The following is a 17,696-nucleotide window of genomic DNA, read 5'->3' as shown; positions in this document are numbered from 1 at the left end:
CCACGGCACGTCGTTGGATTATCACAACGGAGGCCGTCACCCCAGTGTGGTTCCCGGGGCTGTGATTGTCACGGCCCGTCCGGGTCAGCGCGTGTGGTGCGTGGGCTGGCGCTCGAAGACCGGCGTCGCCAGCCCTTCCATCCTGGCCTTGAGCTGCAGCGCCAGATAGTTGGAGTAGTGGCGGCTTTGGTGCAGATTGCCGCCGTGGATCCAGAGGTTGTCCACGTTGGTGGGCTTCCACATATTGCGCAGTTCGCCCTCCCACGGCCCCGGATCCTTGGGCGTGTCCGAACCAAATCCCCAGCACTTGCCGACGGCGTCGGCCACCTCGGGTGAGACCAGATCGGCCAGCCAGCCGTTCATGGATCCGTAGCCGGTGGCGTAGATGATGGCATCCGCCTCCAGCTCCGCTCCGTTGGCCATCACGACGGCGTTCCCGGTGATCTTGCCGACCTCGCCGTTGGCGAGCTTGACCCGGCCGTCGATGATCAGCTGCGAGGCGCCGACGTCGATGTAGTAGCCGGAGCCGCGCCTCAGGTACTTCAGGAAGAGGCCGGAGCCGTCGACGCCGAAGTCCAGGTCAAAGCCGGCGGCCTCCAGCTGGGAGTAGAACTCGGCGTCCCGCTCGGCCATCTCCGCGTAGACCGGGATCTGGGCTTCCGGCAGGATCCGGTAGGGCAACGAGGCAAACAGCAGGTCGGCTTTCTCGGTGGTCACCCCGTTGGCGAGTGCTTTCTCCGAGTACAGGCCGCCGAGGGCGAGGTCCATGAGGGACTCGCTCCGGGCGATGTGCGTGGAGGACCGCTGGACCATGGTGACGTCCGCGCCGTGTTCCCAGAGGTCCGCGCAGATGTCGTGGGCCGAGTTGTTGGAGCCGATGACCACGGCCTTCTTTCCGGTCCAGTCTCCGCCGCCCGGGTGCTTGGACGAGTGGTACTGCTCGCCCAGGAAAGATTCGGCGCCGTCGAACGTGGGGACGCTGGGGTATCCCGAGACACCCAAGGCGAACACCAGCTGCTTGGGGCGCAGGGTGACCGGTTCGCCGTCGCGCACCACCTCCACGATCCATTCCTGCGAGGATTCGTCGAAGCGGGCGCTGGTGCATTCGGTCTTGGACCAGTAGTTCAGCTCCATGATCCGGGTGTAGTTCTCCAGCCAGTCGCCGATCTTGTCCTTGGCCGCGAAAACCGGCCAGTCGTCGGGGAACTTGATGTAGGGCAGGTGGTCGTACCAGACCGGATCGTGGAGGTGGAGGGACTTGTAGCGGTTCCGCCAGGAGTCGCCCGGGCGGTCGTTCTTCTCGATGATGATGGTGGGCACGCCGAGCCTGCGCAGCCGTGCCCCGAGTCCGATCCCGCCCTGGCCGCCGCCGACGATGACGGTGTAGGGCTGGTCTTCGTAGCCGAGCCTGGCTTCCTGTTCCTCTTTCAGTTCCAGCCAGGACTTGCGGCCCTTGGTGATCTCGTGGGCGACACCTTTCTCCCGGTTGGCGCCCTTCTTCTCCTCGAAGCCCTTGAGCTCCTGCATGGTGGTGAGCAGGGTCCAGCATTTGCCGTTCCGGAGGCGCAGATGGGCGTAGCCCCGGGCCTGGGCGGTCTCGAAATTGACCCACGCCTCAGCGTTGGCAGCGTCCCCGGTGGCGTCCTCGGCCAGGGTCCAGTTGCTGGGCTGCACCTCGTCGAGGGTCGCATCGAGCATGCGTCGGATGTCCTCTTTGCCCTCCAGCGTCTTGAGGTTCCAGGTAAAGGAGACGAAATCGCGCCAGTACGAATCGTCGTCGAACAGTTCAAGCACGTCGTCCGTCTTGTGGCTGCGCAGCGCCTCATCGAACTGCGCCAGCCACGCCTCGACCACGCCGTTTGGAGTCTCAGGCATGTTTCCTCTTTCCGTTGCTTAGTGTGGGCCGTTCCCGCTGCATGGCGTCCAGTCCACGCAGTGACCCGCATCACAAGTACAGTTCGCCGGGGGTTACAATCGGGTTACACAGAGCTCTCACGCCCTTGTCCCGCGCTTCCGCTGGTCCGGGGTTGGCGGTAGCAGGACGAGTGCGACGATTCGAGGGCGAGTTGGGAACATGAGCATGCGGCCGGGCAGTCGCTCCATCACGCAGCTCTCGGACCTGAGGTTTTCCGCTCCGGCGGAGTATGCGCGAGCCCTCCGGAAGGCGCATGAGGCCACGGTTTCCGGCGCTCCCAGTCCGCATTTGTCGCCGTCCCTCGTCAAGTCCTGGCAGCGCTCCCTCGCGATGGGCATCAATCCGGACCAGCACCGGCCGCTCCACCGGCATGAAGTCTCCGAGGCACGCTCGCTCAGTGCCGGCCACCGGCTGGCCGCCGTGATGCCGGCACTTTCACAATTGCTGGCCGATGAGACCGCGACCGGGCGCCACCTGTTGATCGTGACCGATCATGTGGGCGAAGTGCTGTGGCGCGTTGGCAGCAAACAGGCATTGAAGCTTGCCGACTCCCTGGAGTTCGTGGAGGGGGCCGACTGGTCCGAATCCGGGGTCGGGACCAACGCCATCAGCGAGGCCCTGGTGACAGGTGCGCCGGCTCAGCTCTTCTCGGCCGAGCACCTCGTGCGGACGCATCACGACTGGGCGTGCACGGCATCACCGATTCGCGACCCTTTGACGGGGGAAGTCCTCGGTGTCCTGGACGTGTCCGGTCCGTTCGAATCCGTAACGCCGGACAGCCTTCGCCTGGTGCGCTGCGGGGTGCGGCTGGCCGAGGAGCTGCTGAAATCTGCTGCCCCGCCCGTAGTCACCGACCGCAGGACCGGGAATGCCTCAGGGTTTGACACCTCGGGACGGGCCGACGCCGGGGCCCAGGCACAGCTGATGCTGCGGCTGCTGGGTGACGCGCCGACTGCGGCGCTCGACGGCGGCACCCGTCGCCCGCTGACGCTGCGCCGGGCCGAGATCCTGGCCCTGCTGGCCTCCCGCACCCAGGGCTGGAGCGCCGATGAGCTTGCCTACGAGATCCACGGCGACGCGGGCACCGCTTCGGCGATCAGGACCGAGATGCACCGGATCCGCAGCCTCCTGGGCAACGTGGTGGAAGCGAACCCCTACCGCTTCCCGTCCACGGTCAGGGTGGTGACGGATGCCTCGGTGGTGGCTGGCCATTTGCGGGACGGCCGGGTTGCGGAGGCATTTGCGGCTTATCCGGCCAAGTTCCTCAACCGTTCGAACAACCTCGCTATCGGCTTCATGCGCGACGAGCTCAATGAAGCCGTCGGCGCCTCCGTGCGGGCCAGCGGTGATGCCCGGTTGATGCTGCAGTGGTGCACCAGCGATATGGGCTCCTCGGACACGGCCGCTGCGGCCACTGCCGCCACACTGATGGGCCCGCTTGATCCGCGCGGCCAGCTGGTGACCGCCCGGATGGAACGGGTCGATCGGGAACTGCGGGCGTAGGCGGACTGTCGCGTCGCGGTCCGTTGGTCCCGGCCCTTTGTCCGGAAGCGGGTCCGAACGCTACGGCGCAGGAGGAACGACGCCGGGGCAACCCTGGCCGTGTGGGTTGCGGAGGCAGTCGTCTGCGTAGTTCCGGGTGATGGAGCGCCAGACGCTCACGGTCTGCGGCGGCGCACTGAATTGCCCCTGGCCCGGGATGGGCAAGGGCGGCCCGCCGTTGACTGAGTACGTGCCCTGGAAATGGGTTGTCAGCACCACCGGGAAGTCGCCGGTCTGGGTGTAGACGTGGCTGGTTGCGGTCTTTTCGCCCCAGCGGTTCTGCGGGAGGGATCCTCCGGCTGCAGTCTGCGGCCCCAGCGAGGTCCCGTCGCCGTAGCTCCAGGTGTACTGGACGGGCTTGGCGACGACGTGCACTTTCTGGCCCAATATCGTGATGTCGAATTGCTGCTCATCCGCGTCTGCGAAGAAATTAGTCTCGGCTCCCCGGAGTGTGTGCGGACTGGGTTGGGCCGTGACTGAGCCCGGAGAGACTGGCAGTCTCTGGAACTCCGTTTGGATCATGGCGGCGATCCTAGGCAGCAAGTCCTCTGGTCTCGGGTCAAAGAGACACGTGGGTCCGGAGTGAAAGGTCCAGGTTGGATTAGGCACGCCGGCCGGGGCTTTCCGCCACACGACGGGAATTCCGTCCTTTCCGTCAGGACCGTTCTTGCAATCCACGAGGACGGCGAGGCACTCCGTGTCAAAGTCGCCACCGCCCAAGTGGCATTGGAGTTCGTACTTGTACTGGAACGGATCGGTATGAGGGACGCCCGGTTGAAGCGCAACAAACTTCCCAGTCGCTGGATCCAAGCGCCAACCGCCTACATTGACGCTGTCCGGCTTCCAATCACTGAAGATATCGGGTGGCTCTGCTTGAGCGAACGCGGGTGCGACGAACACAACTATCGCCGCCGCGACGATCCATGCGCTCAGAGTGCGGCCAGCGCTCACGAATCGCATGACTTAGCCGACGATTCTGCCGACATTTACGACGGTCCATTTCCCGCCGCTGAAATTTATGAACAACAGATTCCCAGTATCATCCGGCTGAGGATCACTCCGCGCAACGCTTGCATCCTGTCGCATGTAGGTGAGCGGCGTTTGCTGCGCCTGAACCACTACCTGGTAGGTTGCCTCGGCATCGGGGACAAATTCACTACTTAGCGATGGTGTGGTGATCTTTCCCCCTACCAACCACCGTCCTTCTGTGTGCCAGGCGTTGATAACGCTCTTTGCCTTTGCACATGGCTCACAAGCCGGTGCCGTAATCGCTTCAAATTCCGCCAACTCTCCAGTCTCATATCCGTCGCTGAGCACGCTAAACCAGTAGGACGCGAAAGCGATTGCACCTTCCTTCGTCTCCGCTTTCGCAGCTTCCGGAAGCACCGGAACTGGCACGTTCTGGGCTCTCCCCGAGGCATCGGCCGGTTTGTAGCTGGGCGTTGGCGTGGGGCTGGGAGTCGGCGTCAGCGACGCCGTCGGACTTGAAGGCTCGGGGGCGGCCGTTGCTCCTGGCGTTGTTCCGCCGCCGGTGCAGGCAGTGATCGGCAACAGGGTCAGCGCGACCAGGACGGCGCACACACGTCTGCGGCGGACGAAGAATGAAGTGCGAGATGTCATGGTCAGCTATTCCCCCCGATAGAAATCAAGACGCCTGGAGCCAAACAATGACTTAAGGGTAACCGACATCACATTTTGGACATCCAAGTTATCCACAGGCGCTCGCTTCACCACCCGGGCTACCGGCACGGGGCGAACAGCATCAGGCTATGGGCGAGGTCCGACAATTTGCCGCCGCGCAACCGCTCCCCGCAAATGCACCGGTCCCTGCCGACTCACACCGACTTACCCGCGTTAGCCTCTGGCGTTTTTCTACAGAGGCCAGAACAATGAACCCATGATGTTCGAACATGCAGACGAAAACCCCATCCTGGTCCTTGACGACGATCAGTGCTGGAAGCTGATTGAGGGCACCAAACACGGCAGGCTCGTGGTCATCGTGGGCGGCGAACCCGATATCTTTCCGGTGAACTATGCCGTGAGCGGCCGAAAGCTCTTTCTCCGGACGGCCCCCGGCAACAAACTCGCGGAAGTGACCATCAATTCCAAGGTGCTGTTCGAGACGGATGGCATCCTCTCCGATGAGGCCTGGTCGATTGTTCTTCGCGGCACGGCCCGGGTGTTGGACCAGTCCGCCGATATCGCAGCGGCAGAGGCCTTGGGGCTCAAACCGTGGGTGCCCACCCTGAAGGACTTCTACGTCGAGATCGAGCCAACCGCGGTCAGCGGTCGCCACTTCCAGTTTGGCGAGCATCCGGAGCGGGAGATTTAGCAGCAGCTCAACGCCGGTGGCCACCGGCCGAACGGCCGGGGACCGCTGGGCACCTGGTGGCCGCCTAGACTTAAACCATGGCGGACAAGCTGACCCCGGAGCGGCGCAGCTGGAACATGTCCCGCATCCGCGGGAAGAACACCAAGCCTGAACTGCTGGTCCGGAAATTGCTCCATGCCAAGGGCTACCGCTACCGGCTTCACGGCACCGCCCGCGGGGGTCGGCTGCCTGGCAATCCCGATCTGGTCTTCGCCGGCCGCCACAAAGTCATCTTCGTCAACGGCTGCTTCTGGCACTTTCATGACTGCCGGGTGGGGCAGCACGCACCCAAGGCCAACGCAGAGTTCTGGGAAACCAAACGCACCCGGACGCGGAACCGCGACGCCGAACAGCGCCATCAGCTTGAACGTTCCGGCTGGGACGTCCTCACCGTCTGGGAGTGCGAGCTCAAGGACCTTTCGGCGCTGGAAAAGCAACTGGACGACTTCCTGCTGGCCGGCGACCCACACCCCGGCACAGCACGTCCCGCCGCAGACCCACCAACCGCCGCCACGGACAGCTAGACCCGGTGGTGGTCGATCAGCCAACCGACCATTTGACGGGCCCGGCCGGCCGCCGTAGCTGAGAGCGACATAAGAATCTCTTGGCGTTCATACGAGACAGACGGTTCCGCCTCGGGTAATATCCGAATCTGGGGACAAGGACCCTACCGGGCCCGCACTTACTCGTACTACTACTCCACGGGAGAGCGCCAGATGCCGAACTTGCTGATGTCCACCACGTCGCTGAAAACCACAACCCGGCAATCGAAGTCTTCCCGGGATTCCCGGCCGCAGGAGTACCGGAGGTCCCCCGAGGTCGATTCCGATCTTGGACCCTTGCGCCTGCAGGTATCCGCAATCATTGATGCGATTCTCTCCGACAGTAAGCCCGAAGAGGCGGAGGTGCGCGAAAAGCTTCGCTGGCATGTCGCCAATAACCCCGGCCAGCCAGAGAAAGCCCTCTTGAGCCATCTGTTGTCCGTATCCGTGTCGCAGGAAGCCGGCTAGCGGAAACTTCCGGGGGTACGTCAGCGGCTGATGGTCGCCTGACGCACCACTTCGCCCCACGACTGTTGCGCAAGGTCCGCTACGGAGGCCAGGATTTCCGACGGCGGCCGCGACAGGTCCAGCGGGAACTCCACCACATCGATGTCCGTGTTGAGGATCCGGCGCAGTTTGATTTCCCCTGCCCCGGGATACACCAGCCAGGCCGTCGGCACCCGCAATGACGTGCAGTACGCCAGCATCCGGTAGTGGTCCCCCGACAGGGACGCCCCGGCGTCGGCAGCGGCCTGGTACTTGGCGTCGTAGACCATCACCGGCCGCCCGCCCAGCAGGTGGACGGCGCCGGGCTGCACCACGATCCGGTCCGAGTCGCGGACGGCCTCATTGAGCAGGGCGTTGTACCGCAGCCGCATCTCCCCCGGGTGTGCCGCCATGGCCTCGCGGAGCGCAGTTCCAACGAAGTCCTCGAACACCACGGACATGTCCACCACAAACGACGCCGACTGCTGCGTGCCGTCGCCGGCCTCCGCCGAAGAATGGCGCAGGATCACCTCGGCGAGCCGCAGGGCGGCCTGGTAGCGGGTGTTCATCCGGCTGGCCCGCCACACNNCGGCAGGGGCGCGCCGGACTGCAGCCGGGTCACGGCCGCGAGCTTGCCCTTGAGCTGGCGGAGCCGGCTCAGCACCTCAGGCCGTACGCCCGGGACCTGGGACATCCGTTCCAGCGCCGCCCGCAGGATGCGGTTCTCCGCGATGTCCTCGGTGAACTCGTCATAGGAAACCTCAAGGGGAACCAGCATGCCGGGCCGCCGCGAGATCTGGTCCGAAATGCGGATCCGGCCCTTGACCGTCCGGAGCGATTCGTCGACATTCAGGTAGCCCTGCAGCACACCGCGGCTGAGCGCCCGGTCCGAGAGCTGGGCCAGCGACTCGGCCAGCGCACTCCACAGATCCGCTTCCTCGACCGCGGCGACGGAATCCTCCCGGAACCCCTGGTCCCCGGCGTAGCCCAGCAGGAACAGGAGCCGGGCCAGGCCGAGGCGTTCCTTGGGCCGGACTTCGAGCTGCACTGTCGGGGTGCGCACTGCGCCGACCTTCCCGACCGGCTCGATGCGGTACATGCCCATGCCCAGGGGCGAGGCATTCGCCAGGCCGCTGCCGTTGACATAGGCCGCGCTGGCAGGGTCGAGCCGTTCGACGGTGCCGCCGGAAAGTTCGTCGAGGACCACCCGGCGGACCGGCTGTGAACCCGACGCTCCGTGCTGGCCGGCCGGCCGGGGTTGGCTAGACGCGCGCAAGGCGGTCGAGCAGTTGGTCCAGTCCAAACCGCTCCTCGAGCTGCGCGCGGTTCAACTGGCCGTGGTAGTGCTCCTCCAGCAGCGGCATGAGCTCGTACTTCCAGATCCGGCGCAGGCCCTTGGGCGTCTGCGCGGACGGCTTCATGAAGTAGGACGGGCCGATCATCAGGTCCCGGTCCCATTCGTCGATGGCATCGTTGAGCGCGTCCATCAGCGCAGCCGGCGTCGTGTCCAGGTCCCGGGCCTGCAGGAACCGCAGCAGCGAACCCTTCACCGGTTCGGTTTTGGGGTGCAGTTCGATGAAGGAGAAGCGGCGGCGAATGGCCGCGTCCATCATCGCAATGGAGCGGTCCGCAGTGTTCATGGTGCCGATGATGTAGAGGTTGTCCGGCAGCGTGAAGGGCTCGTTCGGGCTGTACTGCAGGTAGATCCGGTCGTCGCGGTATTCGAGCAGGAAGTACAGCTCGCCGAACACCTTCGCCAGGTTGGCCCGGTTCATCTCATCGATGATCAGGAAGTACGGCTTGCTCTCGTTTCCGGGCTTGGCGGCTTCCTCGGCTATCCGCCGCAGTGGCCCGGCCACGAGCTTGAAGGACACCTGGCCTTCCTCGGTCTTGTCCGGGCGGAAACCCTCGAAGAAGTCCTCATAGGCGTAGGAGGGGTGGAACTGGACCAGCTTGACGCGTTCGTCCGTGGTGTCGCCGGCGAGCTGGGCGGCGAGATGCTTGGCCAGGTACGTCTTGCCGGTGCCGGGCGGGCCGTACAGCACCAGCTGGCGGTTCTCCTCCAACAGTTCGGCGATCTCCTGCAGCGGCTCCAGGTCCATGTGCAACGACGCGGCGAACTCCTCCGTCAGCGGGCGGAACCCTTCACAGGCAGGTTCGACGACGGCGGCCGGCTCGGTGCCGTCGTCGGGCTCGGCTTCCGCTTCGGCGGGCAGCAGCGATTCCAGTGCCTGGATGACGCGGGTGACGTCCACGACGATGCCGGAGGTGGCCAGCTGCCGCTGCACGTGGCGGGGCAGCTCGGTCATGGTGTGCGCCTCGTCGAACCAGCGGACCTTCCGGCGGAGCCGGCGGTTGTCCTCGCGGTGCTCAGGCTCACCGAGGACCACGCCCACCCGGACGGTGCCGGCGCTCTGGTACAGGGTCAGGTCACCGGGCTTCATAACGGTCAGGAAAGCGAAAACGGCGGTCTTGGTGTCCTCGCGTTCCACGTAGCCGAGGTGCTTGTAGTCCTCATCGACGGCGTGCTGGACCAGCCCGGCAGTGACGCCCGGGTCCAGCAGGCGCAGGTGCTCGACGTCGAGCGTTACCGATTCCTCGGCCTCCCAGGCGCTGAGCAACTCGGCGTTGTCGTGGTGGGTGCGCAGCAGCCAGGCGCGCCGGCCGGGATCCCCCACCTTGCGCCACTGGCTCACCAGTTGCCGGGAGTACCAGTCGATCCGCTGGCCGGCCTGTTCGTCGAGGTGCAGCCGGATGCGGTGGATATCCGCGGAAATTTCTTCGTCGCTGTCGCCCTTGGCGCCACCCACGAGGGAGGCAAACGCGTCGCGGATCTCCTGGCGTTCGACGTCGGCCACGACGGGTTCGAAGTAGCTGGGCCAGACCAGGAATTCGATGCTGCGGCGGATGGCCGGCTGGTCATCGCGCGTGCCTGCCACCAGCAGGTGGAAGGCCAGCGGATCCTTGACGGCGGCCGCGACTTCCCCGGCCGGACGCCGTGCGACGTGCTGCACAAAGCGGCAGAGCCATTTCAGGTGGTCCCAGATGGTCCAGTTGAATTCGGCGGTGCGGTCACGGATGACACCGTGGTCCGTCATGCCCGCATAAAGCTCGTCCGGCAGTTCCAGGGGCGGCTCCAGCCAGGTTGCAGCTTCAGCCACCCGTGCGCGCTTGACCTTGAGCGACTTCACCTCGTGGGCCAACGGCAGGGACTGCAGGAAGAGCAGCTCGACGGCCAGCTGCTTGGCACCCCGGGAGGCGCCCTCCAGATTCTGACGCAGGTTGGTCATCATGGGCGCCTTGGGATCCGGCACCCCGCGGTCGAGGCGGTCGAGCAGCTCCGCGGCGGCCTGCACCGACCAGGTTTTGGTGCGGCCGTCCAAGGCTGACGCTTTGCCCAGCAGCCCTGGCCCCAGGACAAACCAGGCCGCGTCCTCAATCTCCTTGGAGATGCCGAGGGCGCGGTGCATGGCAGGCTTTTTGGATGGGGTCATGCCTTCAATTTACAGGCTTAAGCTGAACGCCCGCATCATGGCGGCGCCCCGAATCTACTGACCGGTAGCTCCGCGCGGTGCCGGAACCGGCTGCTACTTGGCCGCCGGGCGCTTGACGCCGAAGGTGAAATAGCTGCCCGGGCCGACGAAGTTCACCAGAGTCGCCAGCCGCCACAACGTCTTGCTGCCGCGGATCTCCTCAGCCGGGCGGCGTGAGATGTCCCGCTGGGCGGCGACCAGCAACGAGAGCTGAACGACGGCGGCAGTGATGGTTCCGAACTTCGCCATCGGCGAGAGTTCCTTCCAGGACTTCTTCCGGGCGTTCCTCTTGCGCTTGTTCGCCATCATCTGTCCTCGTTTGTTCACCATGATCTGGGCTCCTTGGCTTCCGGGCTGACTGCCCGCGGGTTGTTTATTCTAGGGACGATCCGTGGCCCGAGATAGAGGCTATGGGACCGGTTTGGCGGCTTCAGCGGGAACGGGAGTGAAGCGGTCGAGCTTCTCCTTCTGTTCAGCCGTCAGCCGCAGCACCCGCCCGGTGGCCTCGTCCACGAAGGCCAGGTGGCTGGTGGCGCGGACGCAGTCCTCCCGGGTCACGGGGTCCTGGACGAGGTAGTGGATGTCAAAACTGGCACCCTTGATCGCGCCGATCCACAGCTGCACGACAGCCGGCACGTTGCGGTATTCGAGGGTCCGGACGTAGCGGATCTTGTGCTCGACGATCAGCGCCAGGGTCCCCTCCGGGATGTCGTTGAAGAGGGACACCGGGGGCTCGATGCCGGGCAGCCCCGGTCCGCGCGGCGGCCCGAAGGCCGCGATGCGGGCTTCCTCCAGGATCCGGACAATCTGGACGTTGTTGATGTGGCCGTAGGCATCCATGTCTCCCCAGCGCATCGGGATCTGCACCTCGATGCGCCGGGACGCTGGAGCCGCGCCGGCGGCGCTCAGCTGCGCACCGCCGTCGCGTCGTCGGCCGTGTTTTCCGAAAAGGCCGTCTCCGCGTCTTCGCCGGCGAACTGCGACATGTACAGGCGGTAGTAGGCGCCCTTGAGGTCCAGCAGCTGGGCGTGCGCACCCTGCTCCACGATCCGGCCGGCCTCCATCACCAGGATGGTGTCGGCGTCGCGGATGGTGGAGAGCCGGTGGGCGATCACGAAGCTCGTGCGATCGGTGCGCAAGGCGGCCATGGCCTTTTGGACGAGCACCTCGGTGCGGGTGTCCACGGAGCTGGTGGCCTCGTCCAGGATCAGCAGCGAGGGGTTGGCCACGAAGGCACGGGCAATGGTGATCAGCTGCTTCTCGCCGGCGCTGACGTTGTTGCCTTCCTCGTCGATGATGGTGTTGTAGCCCTCCGGCAGGGCGCGGACGAAGCGGTCCACGAAGGTGGCTTTCGCCGCCTCCATCACCTGTTCCTCGGTGGCGTCCAGCTTTCCGTAGCGGATGTTGTCGTAGATGGTCCCACCGAACAGCCAGGCGTCCTGCAGCACCATGCCCACCTTGGCCCGCAGCGCCGCACGGCCCAGATGGGTGATGTCGACCCCGTCCAGGGTGATGCTGCCGCCCTGGAGCTCATAGAAGCGCATCACGAGGTTCACCAGGGTGGTCTTGCCCGCGCCGGTGGGGCCGACGATCGCCACGGTGTGCCCGGGCTCCGCGGTGAACGACAGGTCCTCGATCAGCGGCTTGTCCGGGGTGTAGCTGAAGGTGACGTGCCGGAACTCGACGTGCCCGTCCGTCTTGGCCGGCAGCTGCTCCGTGGCGGTCTCGGCGTCCTGTTCGTCGGCGTCGAGGAATTCAAAGACCCGTTCCGCGGAGGCGACGCCGGACTGCAGCATGTTGGCCATGCCCGCCATCTGGCCCAGCGGCTGGGTGAACTCGCGCGAGTACTGGATGAACGCGGTGGCGTCGCCCAGGCTCATTCCGCCGGAGGCAACGCGCAGTCCGCCGACGACGGCGATGCCGACGTAGCTGAGGTAGGACACGAACTGCATGACCGGCATGATCATGCCGGAAACGAACTGTGCGCCGAAGCTGGCCTTGTAGAGGGCCTCGTTCCGCTCGTCAAAGCGCTCCAGCATGTCGGCGTCGCGACCGAAGACCCTGACGAGGTCATGGCCGGAGAAGGACTCTTCGATCTGGCCGTTGAGCTCGCCGGTGTTCTTCCACTGGGCTGCGAAGAGCTTCTGGCTGCGGGACCCGATGATGCCGGCGGCCACGGCAGAGAGCGGCAGCGCCACGAGGGCGATGAGGGCCAGCTGCCAGGACACGATGAACATCATGATGACGATGCCGATCACCGTCAGCGCCGAGTTCACGAGCTGCGCGAAGGCCTGCTGCAGCGCCTGTTGGATGTTGTCGACGTCGTTGGTGACGCGGGAGAGGATGTCGCCGCGCTGGCGGGTGTCGAAGTAGTTCAGCGGAAGCCTGTTGAGCTTCTTCTCGGTGTCGTCGCGTAATTTGCGGACCACCCGCATGACCAGGATGTTCAGGACGTAGCCCTGCAGCCAGAGGAAAATGTTGGCGACAAAGTACATCACCAGCACCACGCTGATCAGGAACGCGAGCTTCTGGAAGTCGATGCCGACGCCGGGGATGACGTCCATTTTGGCGAGCATGTCCGCGAAGTTGTCCTGGCCCTGGGCGCGCAGGCCTGCGACGAACTGCTCCTTCGTGCCGCCGGCGGGCAGCTGTTTGCCAACGACTCCGCCGAAGATCACGTCCATCGCCTGGCCGAGGATCCGGGGTGCCACCACGTTGAGGACGACGGCGACCGTCACCATTGCGAGCACGGCGATGATGCCGGCCCGTTCGGGCTTCAGCAGGCCCATCAGCCGTTTCGCGGAGGGCCAGAAGTGCTGGGCTTTCTTTGCCGGCCGGTCGCCGAACATGCCGCCGTCGGCCTCGCCGGGGGTGTATTCCTCTTCGTGGAAGTCGTCGTCCGGCTCAGCGGCCGAGGGATCGGCGGCCGCAACATCGGTGGCGGAGACCTCGGTGTCCGCGGGCGGGACGTTGGCCTTTTCGTTGGTGCTCATGCCACGGCCTCCGCGGTCAGCTGGGATTCGACAATTTCCTGGTAGGTGCCGGAGCTCTGCAACAGTTCCTCATGCGTGCCGCGGTCCACGATCCGTCCGTTGTCGAGCACCAGGATCTGGTCGGCGTCGGCGATCGTGGAGACGCGCTGGCCGACAATGATCACGGTGGCGTCAGCGGTTTTCGCCTTGAGGGCGCGGCGGAGCCTGGCGTCGGTGGCGACGTCGAGGGCGGAGAAGGAGTCGTCAAACAGGAACACCTTGGGCTCCGTGACGAGGGCACGGGCAATGCAGAGGCGCTGGCGCTGGCCGCCCGAGACGTTGGTGCCGCCCTGGGAAATCCGTGAGCCGAGTCCGTTCTTCTTCTCGCGCACAAAGTCGGCTGCCTGGGCCACCGTCAAAGCGTCCCAGAGCTGCTCGTCCGTGGCCTCGGGCTTGCCGAAGCGCAGGTTGTGCTCGATCGTTCCGGAGAACAGGTACGGCCGCTGCGGAACCATGGCCACGCGCTGGGTGATCTCGGCCCGGTCCAGGTTGGTGACGGGGACGCCGTCGAGCAGCACCTCCCCCGATTCTGCGTCGTAGAGGCGGGGCAGCAGGGATAGCAGGCTGGTTTTGCCGGCGCCGGTGGAGCCGATGATCGCCACCGTCTGGCCGGGCTCGGCGGTGAAGCTGATGTCGCTCAGTACCGGCGCTTCGGCGCCGGGGTAGGCGAAGGATACGTTCCGGAACTCGACGCGGCCGGCTTTCCTGGCCGGCGTCACCGGGGTGCGGGCCTCGTGGATGGAGGGTTCGACGTCGAGCACCTCACCAATGCGGTCCGCGCACACGGAGGCGCGGGGAATCATCATCGCCATGAACGTGCCCATCATGACGGCCATCAGGATCTGCAGCAGGTACTGCAGGAACGCCGTCAGCGAGCCGACCTGCATTTCCCCGGCGTCGACGCGCTGCCCGCCGAACCACAGCACGGCCGCGGTGGAGATGTGCAGGATCATGCCGATGGCGGGGAACATCAGGACGAACAGGGCGCCGATCTTCAGCGAGACGTCGGTGAGTTCCTTGTTCGCGGCGCCGAAGCGTTCCGCCTCGTGCGGCTCGCGCACGAAGGCGCGGACGACGCGGATACCGATGATCTGCTCGCGGAGGATGCCGTTGAGCCGGTCGATCTTCTTCTGCATGGAACGGAAGAGCGGCATCAGGCGGACCACGAGGTAGCCCACGACCACCACGAGTACCGGAACGGACACCCAGACCAGCCAGGACAGGTTGAGGTCCTCGCGGAGGGCCATAAAGATGCCGCCGATGCACATGATGGGCGTGGCGACCATGAAGTTCAGCCCCATCAGCATGAGCATCTGCACCTGCTGGACATCGTTGGTGCCGCGCGTGATCAGGGTGGGGGCGCCGAAAACGTTGACGTCCTTCGCGGAGAAGCTGGTGACCTTGCGGAAGACCCCGCGGCGCAGGTCGCGGCCGAACGCCATCGCGGCCTTGGACCCGAAGTAGACCCCGGCGATCGCGGTGGCGACCTGCACCAGGGCGACGCCGAGCATCACCCCGCCGGTCCGCCAGATGTAGTCCGTGTCGCCGCGGGAGACGCCCTCGTCGATGATCTGGGCGTTCAGGCTGGGAAGATACAGTGCCGCGATGGTGGAGGCGAGCTGGAAGAAAATGACGGCACCGATGTATGGCAGATACGGCTTCGAATAGCGCCGTATGAGGGTGACAAGCATGCCCACGAGTCCTTAGGAAATACCGAGTAGATGAGGCTGGAGGACAGCCTGGGAAGGGAACAGCAACCGATGCTCCCAGTCTTAGCAGAGGGGGCTGACAGCCATAGCCATCCAACTCTACGAAACGACGTGCCCGCGCGGAACATTGGAGACGGAAAATCATCCAAACGGCGTACTTTCCCGGACCGTGAACAAAGCAGCGCGGCACCGCGGCCGCCCCGTTAGTCGGGATGGCCGCGGCGCGCTTGCGTGCCGACGGTGCGCTTAGTCGCCCCGGCGCTGGCTTTCGCGCTGCTGGCTGAGCACCTCAACGAATTCCCGGTCGAGGTCCACGATTCCGGTCCCGGCCACGGGTCCGGCGGAAGCAACCGCAGTCGCGGCCGCGGCAGGTGCGGACGGGTTGATCGCCGCAGTCGCGGCCGGGCTGCCGCCGTCGTCGTTCTTTGCGGCGGGGCTGACGATGTCCACGGTGCGCCGCAGCGGTTCTTCCTTGATGAAGAGGATCGCAACCAGGGCGACCACACCGATGATGGCGGAGACCATAAAGATCTGGGCCGTAGCGTCACCGTAAGCGGCCCGCATGATTTCGCGGACGGGCTCCGGCAGGTCCTTGAGGTCCATGCTGGCGCCGGCGCCGCCGGTGGTGGGAATCCCCGCGGCGGCGAGGCCCTCGGTGGCGAGTTCCTTGACCCGGTTGCCCATGATCGCGCCCAGCACGGAGACGCCGATGGCGCCGCCCACCGAACGGAAGAATGCCACGGAGGCGCTGGCGGTTCCGATGTCGCTGGCCCGCACGGTGTTCTGCACGGCCAGGACGAGGTTCTGCATCAGCAGGCCCAGGCCGATGCCGAGGATCGCGGTGTAGACACCGGTCTGCCAGAGTGCGGTGGTGTGGTCGATGGTTCCGGTCAATCCGAGGCCGCTGATCAGCAGGATGGAGCCCGCCACCAGGTACCGCTTCCACTTTCCGGTCCGGCTGATCAGCTGTCCCGAGACGACGGAACCGATCAGGTTGCCGGCGATCATCGGCAGGGTCAGGAGCCCGGCTTCGGTCGGTGATGCGCCGCGCGCCACCTGGAAGTACTGGCCAAGGAAGGCGGAAGAACCGAACATCCCGACGCCGACGGCGATCGAGGCCAGGATGGCGAGGGCTGTGGTGCGCTGGGAGATGATCTTCAGCGGAATGATGGGCTGCGACACCTTGGATTCCACCAGGACCAGCAGTGCCAGCAGGGCAACGCCGCCGCCGACCATGGCCGCCGTCTGCCAGGACCACCAGTCGTAGTAGTCCGGGTTGCCAGCGAAGGACACCCAGATGAGCAGCAGGCTCACGCCGGAGGTCAGCAGGATGGAGCCGAGCCAGTCGATCTTGGCAGGGCGCCTGACGTGCGGCAGCTTGAGGGTGACCTGGAGCAGGATGAGGGCAATGATGGCCAGCGGAACACAGACGAAGAAGGTCCAGCGCCAGCCCAGCGGGCTGTCCACGATGAAGCCCCCCAGCAGCGGGCCGCCGGCGGTGCCCACGGCCATCACGGCACCCATGTAACCGGAGTACTTGCCCCGGTCGCGGGGCGGGATGATGGAGCCAATGATGGCCATTGCCAGGGCGGTGAGCCCGCCCATGGCGACGCCCTGGATCACGCGGGCGGTCAGCAGCAGCGGGATCGTCTCGGACAGGCCCGCCATGACGGAGCCGGCCACGAAGATCACGATGCTGAGCTGGACCAGGACCTTCTTGTTGAAGAGGTCGGCGAGCTTACCCCAGATGGGGGTGGTCGCGGCGTTGGCCAGCAGGGCCGCGGTGATCACCCAGGCGAAGTCAGTCTGGGTTCCGTTGAGCTCGGACATGATCGTGGGCAGGGCGTTCGCGACGATCGTGCTGCTGATAATCGCGGTGAAGAACGCGGCCAGGAGGCCGGTGAGGGCTTCCATGATCTGGCGGTGGGTCATCACCACCGCAGGGGCGGGGGGCATTTCTGTCGTTGCTGCCATGGGGCGCTCCTTAAACAATTTCGGTCGTATTGCTGGATCCGGCCGTCGTTGCCCGGGCTGAAGTCCTGAGGGACTCAGCAAGTTTCTGCAAGGTCTTCGTTGTCTCTTCGACGTCCTGCTCGCTCCAGTCCTGCAGGAAGCCAAGGAGTGTGACAGTGCGCTGGTACTCGATGGAGCGGAGTTTCCCGACCCCTGAAGCGGAGAGGGCAATCAATTGAGCCCGCCCGTCCAGCGGGTCGGGACGGCGGACCACATAGCCCTGTTCTTCCAGTTCGGCAATGTGCCGACTGAGGACGGGGGCGCTGACTCCGAGCCGCTCTGCGAGTCCGGTGGCGCGGGTTTCCCCCTCCCCCACGAAACGCAGGACGCCCTGGAGCGCCACCCCGGTGTCCTCCCCTCGAAGCTTGATCGCGGCGACACAACGAACGGCGCGCTGCAAATCGAAAATCTGGTGGACGAGTCTGGCCGCGGTATCCGGCTCTACTGCCATGGAAAACCCCTTATGTTTGCCTAAGGCAACAATGTATCAGAAATTTAGTTACTTTGGGAAACTAACCCTTTTCCTGAGGGGGACCGGCTTAAACGCCAAGCG

Annotated in this window: 14 protein-coding genes and 1 pseudogene; 4 read left to right on the top strand and 11 right to left on the bottom strand. The window is 65.3% G+C overall.

The window, feature by feature from the left end; all coding sequences use genetic code 11:
- Positions 1–84: 84 nt before the first annotated feature.
- Positions 85–1,875 carry an NAD(P)/FAD-dependent oxidoreductase gene (locus K789_RS0118180; protein ID WP_024365487.1) on the bottom strand — a complete coding sequence of 597 codons (1,791 nt, stop codon included), beginning with the start codon at positions 1,873–1,875 and terminating at the stop codon, positions 85–87.
- Positions 1,876–2,080: 205 nt separating this feature from the next.
- On the opposite strand from K789_RS0118180, the gene K789_RS0118175 reads away from it, so the two are divergent.
- Positions 2,081–3,418, top strand: a complete 1,338-nt coding sequence (locus K789_RS0118175; RefSeq protein ID WP_024365488.1) for a helix-turn-helix domain-containing protein — start codon at positions 2,081–2,083, stop codon at positions 3,416–3,418.
- Positions 3,419–3,478: 60 nt separating this feature from the next.
- Here K789_RS0118175 and K789_RS25225 read toward each other — a convergent pair whose 3' ends face one another.
- Both K789_RS25225 and K789_RS25220 read right to left on the bottom strand, forming a co-directional pair.
- Positions 3,479–3,844, bottom strand: a complete 366-nt coding sequence (locus tag K789_RS25225; RefSeq protein WP_237739499.1) for a PKD domain-containing protein — start codon at positions 3,842–3,844, stop codon at positions 3,479–3,481.
- Between the two features lie 576 nt (positions 3,845–4,420).
- A complete protein-coding gene (locus K789_RS25220) occupies positions 4,421–5,077 on the bottom strand; it encodes a DUF6318 family protein (protein WP_128081549.1) in 657 nt (218 codons plus the stop codon).
- Between the two features lie 277 nt (positions 5,078–5,354).
- Between K789_RS25220 and K789_RS0118165 the strand changes: the two genes are divergently transcribed.
- The 3 genes from K789_RS0118165 (at position 5,355) to K789_RS0118155 (ending at position 6,838) form a co-directional block, all read left to right on the top strand.
- On the top strand, positions 5,355–5,789 hold the full coding sequence (locus K789_RS0118165) for a pyridoxamine 5'-phosphate oxidase family protein (RefSeq protein WP_024365490.1): 435 nt from the start codon (positions 5,355–5,357) through the stop codon (positions 5,787–5,789).
- Positions 5,790–5,866: 77 nt separating this feature from the next.
- The gene (locus K789_RS0118160; protein ID WP_024365491.1) at positions 5,867–6,352 is read left to right on the top strand and encodes a very short patch repair endonuclease; all 486 of its coding nucleotides are present in this window, start codon (positions 5,867–5,869) and stop codon (positions 6,350–6,352) included.
- A gap of 192 nt (positions 6,353–6,544) precedes the next feature.
- Positions 6,545–6,838, top strand: a complete 294-nt coding sequence (locus K789_RS0118155; protein WP_024365492.1) for a hypothetical protein — start codon at positions 6,545–6,547, stop codon at positions 6,836–6,838.
- A gap of 20 nt (positions 6,839–6,858) precedes the next feature.
- On the opposite strand, the pseudogene K789_RS23480 reads toward K789_RS0118155, so the two are convergent.
- From K789_RS23480 to K789_RS0118115, 8 genes and pseudogenes are all read right to left on the bottom strand, one after another.
- Positions 6,859–8,063, bottom strand: a pseudogene (locus tag K789_RS23480) (5-methylcytosine restriction system specificity protein McrC).
- A 55-nt stretch (positions 8,064–8,118) separates the two neighbouring features.
- Entirely contained in the window at positions 8,119–10,350 is a 2,232-nt protein-coding gene (locus K789_RS0118145) for an McrB family protein (RefSeq protein WP_024365493.1), read from the bottom strand.
- Positions 10,351–10,443: 93 nt separating this feature from the next.
- Positions 10,444–10,719, bottom strand: coding sequence for a hypothetical protein (locus tag K789_RS0118140; RefSeq protein WP_237739500.1), 276 nt, complete (start codon positions 10,717–10,719; stop codon positions 10,444–10,446).
- Positions 10,720–10,797: 78 nt separating this feature from the next.
- Positions 10,798–11,244 (bottom strand): acyl-CoA thioesterase, encoded by a 447-nt coding sequence (locus K789_RS0118135; protein WP_024365495.1) that lies wholly within the window; start codon positions 11,242–11,244, stop codon positions 10,798–10,800.
- A gap of 50 nt (positions 11,245–11,294) precedes the next feature.
- The gene (locus K789_RS0118130) at positions 11,295–13,382 is read right to left on the bottom strand and encodes an ABC transporter ATP-binding protein (protein WP_024365496.1); all 2,088 of its coding nucleotides are present in this window, start codon (positions 13,380–13,382) and stop codon (positions 11,295–11,297) included.
- Entirely contained in the window at positions 13,379–15,112 is a 1,734-nt protein-coding gene (locus K789_RS0118125; RefSeq protein ID WP_024365497.1) for an ABC transporter ATP-binding protein, read from the bottom strand. Before K789_RS0118125 ends, K789_RS0118130 begins: the two co-directional genes overlap by 4 nt.
- Before the next feature lie 264 nt (positions 15,113–15,376).
- Entirely contained in the window at positions 15,377–17,104 is a 1,728-nt protein-coding gene (locus K789_RS0118120; protein ID WP_024365498.1) for an MDR family MFS transporter, read from the bottom strand.
- A 10-nt stretch (positions 17,105–17,114) separates the two neighbouring features.
- Positions 17,115–17,594 (bottom strand): MarR family winged helix-turn-helix transcriptional regulator, encoded by a 480-nt coding sequence (locus K789_RS0118115; RefSeq protein WP_024365499.1) that lies wholly within the window; start codon positions 17,592–17,594, stop codon positions 17,115–17,117.
- Positions 17,595–17,696: the final 102 nt, after the last annotated feature.

This window comes from Arthrobacter sp. TB 26 (genome assembly GCF_000427315.1).
Classification (GTDB): domain Bacteria; phylum Actinomycetota; class Actinomycetes; order Actinomycetales; family Micrococcaceae; genus Arthrobacter.
This window is presented reverse-complemented; position numbering and strand designations above follow the sequence as displayed.

Coding starts and splice junctions, on each gene's coding strand:
- K789_RS0118130 (WP_024365496.1), bottom strand. CDS start 13,382: ATGAGCACCAACGAAAAGGCCAACGTCCCGCCCGCGGACACCGAGGTC.
- K789_RS0118135 (WP_024365495.1), bottom strand. CDS start 11,244: ATGCGCTGGGGAGACATGGATGCCTACGGCCACATCAACAACGTCCAG.
- K789_RS0118145 (WP_024365493.1), bottom strand. CDS start 10,350: ATGACCCCATCCAAAAAGCCTGCCATGCACCGCGCCCTCGGCATCTCC.
- K789_RS0118175 (WP_024365488.1), top strand. CDS start 2,081: ATGCGGCCGGGCAGTCGCTCCATCACGCAGCTCTCGGACCTGAGGTTT.
- K789_RS0118120 (WP_024365498.1), bottom strand. CDS start 17,104: ATGGCAGCAACGACAGAAATGCCCCCCGCCCCTGCGGTGGTGATGACC.
- K789_RS0118140 (WP_237739500.1), bottom strand. CDS start 10,719: ATGGTGAACAAACGAGGACAGATGATGGCGAACAAGCGCAAGAGGAAC.
- K789_RS0118115 (WP_024365499.1), bottom strand. CDS start 17,594: ATGGCAGTAGAGCCGGATACCGCGGCCAGACTCGTCCACCAGATTTTC.
- K789_RS0118125 (WP_024365497.1), bottom strand. CDS start 15,112: ATGCTTGTCACCCTCATACGGCGCTATTCGAAGCCGTATCTGCCATAC.
- K789_RS0118180 (WP_024365487.1), bottom strand. CDS start 1,875: ATGCCTGAGACTCCAAACGGCGTGGTCGAGGCGTGGCTGGCGCAGTTC.
- K789_RS0118155 (WP_024365492.1), top strand. CDS start 6,545: ATGCCGAACTTGCTGATGTCCACCACGTCGCTGAAAACCACAACCCGG.
- K789_RS0118160 (WP_024365491.1), top strand. CDS start 5,867: ATGGCGGACAAGCTGACCCCGGAGCGGCGCAGCTGGAACATGTCCCGC.
- K789_RS0118165 (WP_024365490.1), top strand. CDS start 5,355: ATGATGTTCGAACATGCAGACGAAAACCCCATCCTGGTCCTTGACGAC.
- K789_RS25220 (WP_128081549.1), bottom strand. CDS start 5,077: ATGACATCTCGCACTTCATTCTTCGTCCGCCGCAGACGTGTGTGCGCC.